This is a genomic window from Neobacillus drentensis, assembly GCF_036966985.1.
Lineage (GTDB): Bacteria > Bacillota > Bacilli > Bacillales > Cytobacillaceae > Neobacillus > Neobacillus drentensis_E.
Window position 1 is genome coordinate 1 of sequence record NZ_JBALSN010000379.1, and the last position, 13,586, is coordinate 13,586.

Sequence of the window (13,586 nt, forward strand, 5' to 3'; positions counted from 1 at the left end):
GATTAATATTAGTATCAGAAATGGGAACCGGGGGATTGTTCATGAGTAATATTTCGTTTGAAACAGGAGAGGCCAAAAATATTTTAATGTCAGCTAACGCCTTTCTGACATTAAAAAATAATTTGGTTAATAACATCGGGTCGTATAAAACAAAGGGGTTTCTGTTTCGATTCGGAAAAGAATTTGGCATGGAAGCAGCGAAGAACTACCTCCAAAATAAAACTAGGAAAAATAAAACAATTGGTGAAGGGCATGCCAGACTGGGGCACGTAAAAGATGTGATATTCATGGGGGAAATTGTGAAACATCCAGATGGTACAATTGAATGTATCGACACATGGGGGAAATGGGTTGAGTCATTCGAAGCGGAGCTACATGATCAAAATTATGGTCTTGCGACAGAATGTGTTTGTCACACATTATGTGGATTTGCCAGTGGCGCGTTATCCTATGAATTTGGGGAATCGATTATTGCTATAGAAACGCAATGTGTTGCGAAGGGGGATCCATGCTGCGAATTTGAAATTCGTCTTGAAAAAGATTGGTTACCAGAGCAGCAGGAGTTAATTAATTTATATCAAAGTGATAATATTTTGTCGGAATTAGAAATGACGTATGATGCCTTGCTGCAACATAAACATATGCTTGAAAAAATATCGACCTTCCATAGTCAACTCACACAAAACGTGACCGAAAAACAATCGATGGATGAAATACTTCAAACTGCTTACGAACTACTCCATATTCCGATGCTGATCGAAGATATACATGGTCATCAGTTAAGTCAAATTGGACTAACTGAGCAGCAACTAGAAAGCATAAAAAAAGAAAAAAAGAATTTAAACTATCTCGAAAAGAAGCATAATGTATCGTACTATGCAGGTAGTTCCCATATTAAATTAATAACACCTGTATTAATTAATAAAAAAAATTATGCAACATGCTCATTTTTCTACTTCTCACCTCAGAAAATAGAGGATAATGATTATTTATTTTTAGAAAGAATTTCGAATGTGATGGCGTTGTGCATTTTATACGAGGAGGCACAATTTGAGGAACAGCAACGAATGAGAAGTTCCATTTTAGACCGGTTAATTCATAATCAAAACATTAAAGACATTGAATCATATTTCAAGTTTTTGCCTTTTAAATTTGAGCCTCCCTTTTCTACAGCTGTTATCCATATTCAAAAACTAAAGTCGAATAATGAAATCATTGATTTACATGATCAACTTATTCAAATGTCAAGATTGTTTAAAAAATGGGAGCTTCCTAGTATTTTTGCTGTCGTTGGGGAAGAAATTGTCTTATTAAACGCACAATTTAACGATAAACAAGCTTTCATGAAAAAATTCAATAAGATTTTTCAGGAGATAGCAAAGCAAAATGTCAACTATAATTATGTTTTAGGTATGAGTGGAGCCTTTACAGAATTTAAAGATTTCGAAAAATCCATAAAAGAGGCAAGGGTTGCTCAACGATTCCCAAATAAAAAGCTTATGACGGACTATGAAGATTTAGGTATGTTAGGGGATATCGTCACGAATATGAGTTTAGAGCAATTGCATGAAATGGCGAAAAAAACATTAAAAGATTTGTATAATTTCCATGATCCACGAAAAAGAGAGTTGCTGCATACACTTTATGTGTATTTATTAAATGGGCAGCGCTTAAAAGAAACAATGGAAGAGCTAACATTATCAATCGGTGGAATACAATATCGAATTAAACAAATTGAAGAGATGTTGCAGGTCACAGTTAAAAATGCTTCTACGACCGCCTATATATTATTAGTTATACAGGCCCTTATTTTGTCAGGGGAATTACAATTTGATTAAGACAAGTAGTGGCTGATTATTTGACTAAATCAACTTTAATATCTGTTCAATAAAGAGCCAAGGTATCATAATTTTGTAAACGTTGTCATAAGCGAAAAAAAAATCATCGGAAATGGACATGGCCATCTTCGATGATTTTTTTTTTTAGTTTATTCAATAACCACAGGTGCTGTAATAGCTTCCACTTTTTTCGTGAAAGCAGATTTGCGTTTGAGCGTCATTAGCAAGAAAACCGCACTGATGACATATAACGCTACAACGATTAATACGCCTGAGTTGAAACCATAGCGAATATCGTCTCCTCCTAACATAATTAAATAACCTGTGATATATGGTCCGATAATTCCTGCCATACTCGAAATGGACAGTGAAATTCCTGAAACACTACCGATTAAGTTCTTCGGAACGATTAATGTTTTAACCGTCGTACCAAGTGGAAGTAGACATGTATTCATAATTAAGCCAATTGCAAGGAAAATAACTGCTAAAATTGGCGATTCAACGATCGTTGTCACACCATAAGCAATAGCACCTATAATCAATACCGTTGTTAACACTTTATCGTATGATTTAATAAGGCTTTTGTTTTTGCGGAATAAAATGTCCGTAAATTTTCCTACGAAGATGGCAAAAATTGTCCCTGCAATCCCCATGCCGGCAAACACGATACTCATTACTTGTGTGTCAAGTCCAACAATTTTTGTTAAATATGTTGGCGCCCATGTAATGACCCACGTATTGGCCCACATCGAGACAAAACCTACGACCATTACTGAAAGTACGTAAGGATTCAACATAACTTTAATAATAGCTTTGAATTGAGCTTCTTGTGTAGAGGGAAGCACTACAATCGTTTCTTGAATCGGTTCTTTCGGATGACTTTTCATGAAGAGGAAGACAACTGCCCATATTAGGCTGACTATACCCAATGTTGCAAATGTATGTTGCCACCCAACTGAGCCAATTAAAAATACTATAATCGGTGCAGCTAAATACGTCCCGACGGTTGTCCCAGACGTCATAATCGCATAAGCAGATCCACGCGTTTCACTTGTAAACCATTTTGCAACATGGGCCACACATAATCCATATGTACCACCTTCGAAGAAACCTAAAGTAACACGAACGATGATTAATCCAGTTAAGCTATCAATGAAATAGGCACTAGATAAAGAAACCGTCCAACCTAAAGCAATCAGTATCAGTAAATGCTTTGTATTGAATCGATATGTTAAAGTACCAAGTAGAATACTACCTATCGCATAAGCCGCAAAGAAACTACTACCGACTAAACCGAATTGCTCATAATTCAAATTCAGCTCATTCATAATCGGTTCTGCAGCAAAGCCAAGCACTGATTTATCCGTGTAATTCATAATAGACAATAAGAAAAGCATTGCTAATACTGTCCAACGCATCATAATATCCCCCTAAGTTTTAAATAGTTTTTCTAGTCCTATACCGTCCCTAATCAAAAAAGAAATATGTGTTAGCGCTTACACTTCATTTAAATCGAATCTCTCCCTACTTATGTGACCTGTAGTTGATTTGAGTTCTTAGACATCTTGTCAGTTGTTATGAAAAATAAAAAATATCAAGTGATTTTTCGGAATATTCCGATGAGACACATTCTATAAGATTGTAAATAGTTTTACAACTATAAATTTTCAATTTGATCATTACCCGGATACATTATAGCTAGAAATCCATATTCAAAATGATAGAAAAGAAGACAAACAATGCCTGATAATATTGATAAATAACAATTCAATTCATTTGAAAACAAGTTAACATAAAGCACAACTTGTGGTTGATTTTTATTGTTTTTCTCCAGATTTTCAATAAAAGTAGCAATTATAATGTTTTTTTGATTATTTTATGATGGTAACATCCACTAACGATAAGGAGGAATTAGAATGGATGATCGTTTATTTCGAGATGCAATGGGGAAATTTGCTACAGGTATAACGGTGTTATTAACAGAAAATGATGGAGTGCCACATGGTATGACTGCAAATGGCTTCATGTCTGTATCACTTGACCCGAAGTTAGTCGTCATTTCCATTGGTCATAAAGCGAAATTTTTAGAGAAAGTAAAACAATCGAAAAAATTCTCGGTCAATATTTTAAGTGAAGATCAAGAACATTATTCACGTCATTTCGCGGGCCAACTGGGTGAGGATGTGCAATTTGATCAATTAAGAGGCCTACCTGTATTAAAAGATACGATTGCACAAATAGCATGTGAAGTAGTATCAGAACATGTAGAAGGTGATCACACATTATTTATTGGCAAAATAATAGATTTACACTTAGAAGATAAAAACCCACTTTTATTTTTTGGTGGGAAATATCGACAATTAGCAGAATTAGCCATCGTTTAATCAAAGGAGAAGACCTATGAATATTCAGTTAGCAGGCGAGCTGTTGCTTGAAGCAGAACGCTCAAAACAAACAATTTTACCATTCACATCGATAACGGAAAACATTTCTGATTCAGTTGCTTACGGTATTCAGCTATATCAAATTCGAAAAAGAGTTGAAGCAGGGGCAAAAGTAAAGGGACTCAAAATCGGTTTAACAAGTAAAGCCATGCAAGAAATGTTAAAAGTTTATAAACCAGATTACGGCTTTATTTTAGATGAAATGATCTATAAGGAACAACAAGGGATTTCGTTGGAATCGTTTATTCAGCCTAAGGTAGAATTTGAAATTGCCTTTGTGTTTGATAAACAATTAAAGGGGCCAAATGTAACTGAACAAGATGTTATCAAGTCAACCGCATATGTTGTGCCTGCAGTTGAAATTATTGATAGCCGCATTGAAAACTGGAAAATTCAATATGCAGATACCGTTGCTGATAATGGCTCGTCAGCCGGCGCTATTTTAGGTGAAAAACATACTCAATTAACTGAAATTGAAGATATTACGAATATAGAGATGACCTTGTATAAAAACAGTGAGCTGTTAGAGCGAGCTACGAGTGCAGCTGTATTAGGGAACCCATTAAATGCCGTAGTTTGGCTTGCGAATGAAGTAAGCCATTATGGGGTTACAATTGAACCAGGTATGTTTGTATTATCTGGTGCCTTATCGAAAGCAGTTGAGTTTAAAGCTGGCGATGCTTTTGAGGCGGATTTTGGTGTGCTTGGGAAAGTAAGCGTTACCTTTGCGAAAGAAGTGGTGAAGAAGTAAGAGGATAAAGAAGGGAGGAATCGCAAATGGAAGTGATTTATGTGAACGAAGTTAATTTACGCGATTTACAGGAAGAAGCAAGAGATGTTTCGATGGCCTTAGGGTACTTTGATGGAGTACATCTTGGACATCAAAAAGTTGTGGAGACTGCAAAGCGGAAAGCAATGAAATATAAGCTTTCATTGGCGGTCCTTTCCTTTTTTCCACATCCGAAAAGTGTCCTAATTCCAGGCTTTGAGGTGAATTATTTAGAGCCAATCGAGCAAAAAATTGAAAAGCTTGAACAATTAGGTGTCGATGTATTTTATGTCGTTGAATTTACAAAGAAATTAGCAAAAGTTGAAGCGGCTGCATTTATGCAGAAATATGTTATTGGGCTGGGCGCGAAGGAAATCATTTGCGGCTTTGACTATACATATGGTGCAAAAGCAAGTGGTAATGCCGAAACGATTCAACACCATGTGCCATCGCATATTGGTGTAACCATTGTTGATGAGCTAAAGTGGCATGGGCAAAAAATTAGTTCGACACTTATTCGAAAATATTTAAGTGAATGTCGATTGCAAGAAATTCCAAGTTTACTAGGAGACTACTATAAAACAAAGTATTGCTGCAAAAATGGCATTTTACCAAATTATTCACTTCCAAATATAGGGGAGTATAAAATTTTAATCGAAAAAGATGATACTATCTCAGAGGCAATCGCAAAGGTGAAGTCGAAAAAGAAAATTCTTCTACAATTTGATCCTCCTAGTTTTAATAGTGTCCTGACGATTAAATGGTTGGAAAAAATAGAAAGAAAACAATATTGAGTCATAATAGAAAATACAACAAGAAAAAGAGGTGAAATCACCTCTTTTTTTTATCTCAAAAACTATGGTTTTGAGATATAGAAAGTTCTATCAAAACATCTCCATAAATCGCTGGGCAACTTTCGATAGAGGGCGCTTTTGGTCCCAAATGAGAGAGGTTTTATTATACAGAGGACAATCCTCAATTTCGACAATTTTAATATCGTTTGACTGGTGAATGGAAAGCGTTGATTTTGGCAGAACAGCCGCTCCCATCCCGGCTGCGACAAAGGAAAATATTATGGCAGCGTCATGACATTCGCTGACGATGTTCAATTTGATCCCTTGTTTAATACAGGTATCATGGAAGGCGCTATATGTCCCATACTTGTTTTCTCGTACGACCATGACGAGTGGAATGTCTTCAAGATCTTTCATAAGAATAGATGTTCTAGATGATTCCCACTCCCATTTACTTGGAACGAATAATACATAAGGCTCTATTTGTAAAGTCCTTGAGCCATAATCTAAATGTAGGTCTGAAACAAAACGAACTACTGCTAGTTCTACTAGCCTCTCTTCTACCAACTTAACGACTTGATAGGGATGACCGTCCAGTACGCGATACGTAACGAGTGGATATTTACTGCGGAAAGTCTGAATTCTTTCCGGCAAATATGTCACGGCGCATGTCTTCGCAGTACCGATCGAGAGCTGTCCCCGTAATCCATCTCCCGTTTCTTTCACTTCGATTAAAGTGTCATCGATTTGATGAAGGATACTAACCGCACGTTGGTAGAGTAACAATCCAGCCTCCGTTAACTCGACGCTTCTACTGTTCCGGAAAAACAAAGCGGTCCCTACCTGTTCCTCGATTATCTTTAACTGTTGGCTTAAAGGTGGTTGAGCCATATTCAATTTTTTTGCCGCACGTGTAATTTGACCTTCATTCGCTACAGTCACAAAGTAACGTAGTTGGCGTATATCCATCTGGTGATCACCTATCCATATTTTAATCGTATCGCAAATCTACTAAATAGATATTTGTAGTATAGTATAACGGATGCTACTATAAACGTAAAGATAGAGAATTTTTAGAATAATCAAAAACGGAAGGTGTTTCCTAACAACAATGGCTGGAGATCTTCTAGCAAAAGACCGTGCGCATGGTTGCGAATGCAAGAATTATGAGTTAAGGAAACAATGCCCCATTCAATCCTAAGTGTAAAGAATACGGTTGGTGGAAGCATCAGAGAGAGTAAGGAAAGGGAGTGCATTGGTGCTAGTATATTTGAATTTTGCAGCTGTTCTAGCGGTGACAGGATATGCGTTGTATTTATTTTTCCAAATTGTATACAGTCGGTATTTGTTTGTGAAGCTCGGTAAGAAACCTACTTTTGAACTGAACCTCAAAGAACGATTGAATAGCGTGTTAGTCAATGGGTTTGGTCAAAGGAAATTGTTTAAAGACAAGAAAAGCGGTCTGATGCATTTTATCTTGTTCTATGGTTTTTTCATCATCCAAATAGGGCTCATTGAAATCATTATCAAGGGATTTATCATAGGGTTCGAATTCCCTTTCGGTGCCGCGCACAAATATTTCAGTCTCATGCAGGAGTGGACAACCTTCCTCATGCTCGGCGGTGTGGCATATGCTTTTTACCGTCGTTATATAGAAAAATTAAAGCGCTTGCAACTCAGGAGAGATGTCAAAGCGGCTGTGGTCATCGTTGCTCTGACGACGCTGACTGTGTCCATCTTGCTGACGCTGGGGTTTGAAACCGTGATGCTCGGGCATGAACCGGATTTCGTCTATGCCCCATTTTCCGGAGCGGTTGCGACAGTGTTCTCCGGGATTGGCACCACGGCAGGAACAGTATTATTCTACGTATTTTGGTGGGTGCACCTGCTGACAGTGTTGTCCTTCATGGTGTTCGTCCCGCAATCGAAGCAAGCGCATGAGCTATTCGCGTTGTTCAACTTATTTTTCAAGAAAGTCGGGCCTGTCGGAAAATTGAGGAAGATCGATTTTGAGGATGAAGAGGCTGAGGAATTCGGCGTTGGAAAAATCGAGAATTTTACGCAACAGCAGCTAATCGATCTGTACGCCTGCGCAGAATGCGGACGATGTACAAATATGTGTCCTGCGTCCGGCACAGGTAAGACCCTTTCACCAATGGAACTCATTTTGAAAATGCGAAACCACCTGACGGAAAAGGGAGCTTCAATCACATCGCGTACGCCTTGGGTGCCGGCTTTTGCTTTTAAAGACGCGAAAGCCAATCAATTTGCTCTACAAGCGAGATTGGATGTAAATTCCGAGGTGGCGGCTGCTGTAGAAATGCCAAATTTGGTTGGGGATATCATAACGGAAGAAGAATTGTGGGCCTGTACAACATGCCGCAATTGTGAAGATCAATGTCCGGTGATGAATGAGCATGTGGATAAAATTATAGATATGCGGAGATTTTTGATCATGACACAAGGGGAGATGCCGGCTGAGGCTTCACGCTACTTCAATAATATCGAGAGGCAAGGAAATCCTTGGGGCACGAACCGCAATCAACGCATCAAATGGCGGGAAGGTATGGAGGATATCATCAAAACCGTTGATGAGACTAGTGAATTCGATGTTTTATTCTGGGTTGGTTCGATGGGCTCGTTCGACATCCGCAGCCAGAGGATTGCCCGATCCTTTGCCCGTTTGATGCACAAAGCCGGTGTGAAATTTGCGATTCTCGGCAATGAAGAGAAGAACTCCGGGGACACGTCACGCCGGATGGGGAATGAGTACTTATTCCAGGACTTATGCACTCAAAATATTGAGACGTTCCAGACGTATGGCGTGCGCAAAATTGTGACGACCGATCCTCATGCATTTAACACCTTTAAAAATGAGTACCCTGAATTTGGGCTGGAAGCGGAAGTTGTCCACCATACCCAACTGCTGGCTGATTTATTGAAGGAAGGCAAGCTCAAGCCAACTAAGAGGGTTGAAGAGAAAGTGGTCTATCATGATTCTTGTTACATCGGACGCTACAATGATATCTATGGTTCGCCAAGGGATATCCTGCGTGCGATCCCGGGAATGGAGCTGCTCGAAATGGAGCGAAATCGGGAAAATGCGCTCTGCTGCGGTGCTGGCGGAGGCAGGATGTGGATGGAAGAGCGCGAAGGAACGAGGGTGAATATAGCCCGGACAGAAATGGCGCTTCAAGTGAATCCGACGGTCATCGGCAGCAATTGCCCTTATTGTTTAACGATGCTTTCCGATGGAACAAAGGCCAAGGAAGTTGAAGAACGGGTGCAGACGCTTGATATTGCTGAAATCTTAGAAAAATCAGTTGAAATATAAAAAAAGGAGACGAATTCATGAACGATGAACACAAAATCAATCTTTACGCTGCTGCGGACGCTTTGATGGAAGCGCTGCAAGAAGTCGGAATTTCCTACCTATTTTGCAATCTAGGCAGTGATCATCCTTCCATGATTGAGGCCTTGGCGAAGGCCAAGGTGGAAGGGAAGGAACTTCCTAAGGCCATCATTTGTCCCCATGAGAGTGTGGCTTTATCCGCAGCTCAAGGGTATACGATGCTGTCTGGCCAAGCTCAAGGCGTGATTATTCATACAGATGTGGGAACGCAAAATTTGGGAGGAGCTGTTCATAATGCATTCCGGGCTCGTGTTCCGGTGTTCATTTTCGCTGGAGAAACTCCGTTCACCATGGACGGAGAGCTTCCAGGCAGCCGCAATTCCTATGTTAATTACCTGCAAAATGTATACGATCAGCGTGGAATCCTCAGGTCCTATGTCAAATGGGAATCAGATATCAGAACGGGAAAGAACGTTAAACAGCTCATTTACAGGGCGATGCAGATGGCCCAAAGCGATCCGGCCGGACCCGTTTATTTGACTGGAGCGAGAGAAGTTCTAGAGGAAAATGTGGAAAAGCTGCCGGATTCTTGGGGAGAATGGGCGCCAATCGAACCATCCTCCATCCCTATCTGGGGTCTAGACGAAATTGTAAGGGCTTTATTAGAAGCCCGAAACCCACTGGTGATTACTTCCTATTTAGGCAGAATGACAAAAGCGGTCCCGCAATTGGTTGAGTTTTGCGAAAAACTAGCGATACCTGTGGTGGAGCAAATTCCTACTTACGTAAATTTCCCGAGGGACCATTCTCTGCATCTGGGGTACGATCCGAACCCATTTATTCCTGAAGCGGACGTCATTATCGCCATTGATTCAGATGTCCCTTGGGTCACTACACAAGTTCAGCCAAAGAATGATTGCAAAGTCTACTACATTGATTTAGATCCAATCAAGGAAGAAATCCCACTATGGCACATTCCCGCGATTAAAAATTATCGAGCGGATGCTTATGCCTCCTTACTTCAATTAAATGACGCTTTAGCCAAGAGCGATATTAATGAGGAGCAGGTACAAGAACGTTATCTCCGGTTAGCGAAGCACCATGATAAGCAACGTGAAGCCTGGAAGCAGGAAGCCCAGGTAGATGGGTATACGATTTCGCCAGAATGGCTAACGGCTTGTTTAAGGAAAGTGGTGGACGATGAGACCATCATATTAGATGAGACGATTACAAATACCATGACGGTAGCCAAACATTTGCCGCGCTCCAAAGAAGGAACCATGTTTACAAGCGGCGGTACATCCTTGGGATGGAATGGCGGCGCAGCCATTGGAATGAAGCTTGCAGATTCAACGAAAACGGTAGTGGCCTTAACCGGTGACGGTTCATACTTATTCAGCGTTCCGTCATCCGTTCACTGGATGTCACGCAGATATCAAGCTCCATTCTTAACCGTCATTTACAACAATGAAGGTTGGAATGCAACGAAGCTGAATCTATTAAAGCGGTATCCGGAAGGTATGGCCAAACAAACGGACAGTTACTGGGTGAATTTTGATCAATCTGCCGATCTAGCAAAAATCGCTGAAGCCGCAGGTGGGGCATATGCCATGATGGTGACAGATCCAAGGGAGTTACCTGAAGTATTACAGCAGGCCATGAATGAAGTGAAAAACGGGAAATCAGCTGTGGTGGATGTCCGCCTGGCCAAAATATCGAATCAGAAAGATTATTAATCTACGATTTTTCTGAGAGTTTGATTTCATTGGGAGGTGATGAACGGTTAAATAAGTGTTTTTTTAAACTGTGAAAGCTGTGAAATTTTTTAAGTAGGGGGAAGGTTGAAGAATGAAAAAATTCGTTATGCTTTTTTTGTCAGCTTTACTTATTGTACTGGCAGGTTGTTCTGACTCTTCAAAATCAACGGGTTCGAATGCAGCTACGGCAGCCAATAATGAAAAACAAACCAAAATCGATTATCCTAAAAGACCGATTGAAGTACTCGTGCCATTTGCTGCGGGCGGCTCTACAGACATTGGTGCTCGAATCCTAGAAAAATACCTACCAAAATATTTGCCAGATGCCCAGCTAGTGATTGTGAATAAACCAGGAGGCAGCGGCTCAATTGGGATTACGGATTTGTTTAACGCTAAGCCTGATGGATACACCCTTGCAATGTCTACACACCGTGCTATTTCCATGCAGCCTTTATATGGAAATGTGAAATACTCATATGACAGTTTTCAACCCATCGCAAAAGTATTCGGCAACCAGCAAATCATGATTGTGAAAGCAGATGCTCCTTGGAAAACGTTTGAAGAATGGCTTGATTATGTGAAGAAGAATCCTGGTAAATTTTCATATGGTGTAGCTGGGGGGATTGGATCAGGGGCTCATCTACCGATGGCAGAATTGGAAAAGATGGCAGACCTTGAAGCAAAGGCGGTGTCATTTGAAGGCACGCCTCCAGCAATCACAGCAGTTTTAGGCGGTCATGTTCAAGGGGCTATGGTACAGCCGAGCGATGCCAAGGCGCTTATTGAATCTGGAGAGCTCCGTGCAATATTTAATGCCGCAAGTGTACCTGTTCCTTATTTTCCAGATATTCCTTTGTTGAAAGATAAAGGCTTCGATATTGCGATCGATAGCAATACCTCGCTTTTCGCACCGAAGGGTGTGCCAAAGGAAATCGTTACAATGCTAGAAGAAGCGGTTAAGAAAACAATGGAAGATCCTGAAGTGTTAAAAGAATTCGAGAAGGCCTCTCTTCAGACTCAATATGGTAGTCCTGAGGTTGTCCAAAAAGAGGTAGATGGAGAGAATGTAAGATTTGGCAAAATGTTAAAAGAACTCGGCCTAATCAAATAAAACCGCGTTAGTGAAGCATCAGTGGGTTTTCAGGGTGATTCCTGAATGCCCACCATTTTCAATTTGTTCATGGAAGGGGATAAAATTCAATCATGAGTAATTACAGGTCAGGAATATGGGCTGGTGCAGTCATTTTCCTTCTAGCTCTTTTCTTGTTTGTACTGTCCTTGCAGTATTCCTATTCTAGTGTTCTTGGACCGGGACCGGGCTTCTTTCCTACTTGGTTAAGCGGTATCCTGATGCTCCTCGCGATTTGGTATATTTATGACAGCGTGAAAGGGAAAAATGCAAGCAGTGAATCGTGGCCAACTGGTCGTTCTCTAAAACATATTTTGTTTATCATTATCAGTTTGGTCCTTTTCGTAATACTCTTTTCATTATTCGGATTCCTACTTGCGGGTGTTATTTTTTTGGCCATGTTGTTCTATAAAGAGTATAAATGGTACACCACCTTATTGATGTCTGTCGGAATAACAGTATTCATTTACTGGATGTTTAATACAATCTTAAAGGTGTACTTACCTTTAGGCGGGATACTATTTTAGGGGGACAGTTAAATGGATTCATTGGTATTGCTTTTGCATGGATTTGAAACGGCTATGAGCTGGTCAAATCTTCTCTACTGCCTAATTGGTGTAATGCTTGGGATGGTCATCGGTGTACTCCCTGGTCTTGGTCCGGTATCTGGAACTACTTTACTTATTCCCATTACTTTCGGGATGGAGCCAGTCTCTGCTATTATTATGCTTTCCGGAATCTTTTATGGTTCGATGTATGGAGGAACGATTACCTCTGTATTAGTGAACGTGCCAGGTGAGGCGGCATCGGTCATTACATGTATCGACGGGTATGAGATGACAAAGAAGGGGCGTGCGGGTGTAGCTCTTGGGGTGTCTGCAATTGGTTCGTTTATCGGCGGGATTGTTGCTGTGACAGCGCTTACATTTGTGGGTCCTGCTCTGTCTAAATTTGCGTTGAAGTTTGGTCCTCCGGAGTTCTTTGCAATTATGCTGCTTGGCATGCTGATGATTGTGGCATTGATGGGGAAGTCTTTGGTCAGGGGACTAATTGCTGCATTCCTCGGTTTATTGCTGGCCATGGTAGGACAAGACATGGTCACTGGAGAATTCCGATTCACATTTGGCTCCATAGAGTTGATGGATGGAATTGATTTTGCAGTTATGGCCATGGGTCTGTTTGGAATTTCCGAAATTTTGCTGAATGCGGAAAACCCAGCAAAAGTTACCAAACCAGAAAAGGTCAAAGGTCTTCTTCCTAGGCGGGATGAATGGGGAGCAACTCTAAAATCTATCGGAAGGGGAACTGGCATTGGAATGCTTCTCGGAGTCATCCCAGGTGCAAATTCCATTATCGCGTCAACCTTTTCCTACATTGTAGAAAAAAAGGCAGCGAAGGATCCATCTCGCTTTGGAAAGGGAGCAATCGAGGGGGTAGCCGGCCCTGAAACTGCGAATAACGCTCACAGCGGTGCGGCTTTAATTCCATTATTTTCACTAGGGC

Annotated in this window: 11 protein-coding genes; 9 read left to right on the forward strand and 2 right to left on the reverse strand. The window is 40.6% G+C overall.

The genetic code is table 11. The features are described from left to right. The coding region (locus tag V7659_RS22530; protein WP_335542423.1) for a V4R domain-containing protein at positions 1-1,838 on the forward strand (1,838 nt) is incomplete at its 5' end. Positions 1,839-1,987: 149 nt separating this feature from the next. Here the strand turns inward: V7659_RS22530 and V7659_RS22535 are convergent. After that, on the reverse strand, positions 1,988-3,259 hold the full coding sequence (locus tag V7659_RS22535; RefSeq protein WP_335542424.1) for an MFS transporter: 1,272 nt from the start codon (positions 3,257-3,259) through the stop codon (positions 1,988-1,990). Positions 3,260-3,754: 495 nt separating this feature from the next. Here V7659_RS22535 and V7659_RS22540 point away from each other — a divergent pair, with 495 nt between their 5' ends. From V7659_RS22540 to V7659_RS22550, 3 genes are read left to right on the forward strand one after another with little or no spacing between them, the layout of a single operon-like run. After that, entirely contained in the window at positions 3,755-4,222 is a 468-nt protein-coding gene (locus tag V7659_RS22540; protein ID WP_335542425.1) for a flavin reductase family protein, read from the forward strand. 16 nt (positions 4,223-4,238) lie between these two features. Further along, positions 4,239-5,033 carry a 2-keto-4-pentenoate hydratase gene (locus V7659_RS22545; protein WP_335542426.1) on the forward strand — a complete coding sequence of 265 codons (795 nt, stop codon included), beginning with the start codon at positions 4,239-4,241 and terminating at the stop codon, positions 5,031-5,033. A gap of 26 nt (positions 5,034-5,059) precedes the next feature. Further along, positions 5,060-5,845, forward strand: a complete 786-nt coding sequence (locus V7659_RS22550) for an FAD synthetase family protein (RefSeq protein ID WP_335542427.1) — start codon at positions 5,060-5,062, stop codon at positions 5,843-5,845. 90 nt (positions 5,846-5,935) lie between these two features. Here V7659_RS22550 and V7659_RS22555 read toward each other — a convergent pair whose 3' ends face one another. Further along, positions 5,936-6,814 (reverse strand): LysR family transcriptional regulator, encoded by an 879-nt coding sequence (locus tag V7659_RS22555; RefSeq protein WP_335542428.1) that lies wholly within the window; start codon positions 6,812-6,814, stop codon positions 5,936-5,938. A gap of 289 nt (positions 6,815-7,103) precedes the next feature. On the opposite strand from V7659_RS22555, the gene V7659_RS22560 reads away from it, so the two are divergent. From V7659_RS22560 to V7659_RS22580, 5 genes are all read left to right on the forward strand, one after another. Beyond that, positions 7,104-9,179: a (Fe-S)-binding protein gene (locus V7659_RS22560; protein ID WP_420491299.1), complete on the forward strand. Its 2,076-nt coding sequence runs from the start codon at positions 7,104-7,106 to the stop codon at positions 9,177-9,179. Positions 9,180-9,196: 17 nt separating this feature from the next. Further along, positions 9,197-10,933 carry a thiamine pyrophosphate-requiring protein gene (locus V7659_RS22565; protein ID WP_335542430.1) on the forward strand — a complete coding sequence of 579 codons (1,737 nt, stop codon included), beginning with the start codon at positions 9,197-9,199 and terminating at the stop codon, positions 10,931-10,933. A gap of 112 nt (positions 10,934-11,045) precedes the next feature. Next, positions 11,046-12,065, forward strand: coding sequence for a tripartite tricarboxylate transporter substrate binding protein (locus V7659_RS22570; protein ID WP_335542431.1), 1,020 nt, complete (start codon positions 11,046-11,048; stop codon positions 12,063-12,065). 92 nt (positions 12,066-12,157) lie between these two features. Continuing rightward, positions 12,158-12,610, forward strand: coding sequence for a tripartite tricarboxylate transporter TctB family protein (locus V7659_RS22575; protein WP_335542432.1), 453 nt, complete (start codon positions 12,158-12,160; stop codon positions 12,608-12,610). Positions 12,611-12,622: 12 nt separating this feature from the next. Continuing rightward, positions 12,623-13,586: tripartite tricarboxylate transporter permease (locus tag V7659_RS22580; protein ID WP_335542433.1), on the forward strand; the 964-nt coding region annotated here is incomplete at its 3' end.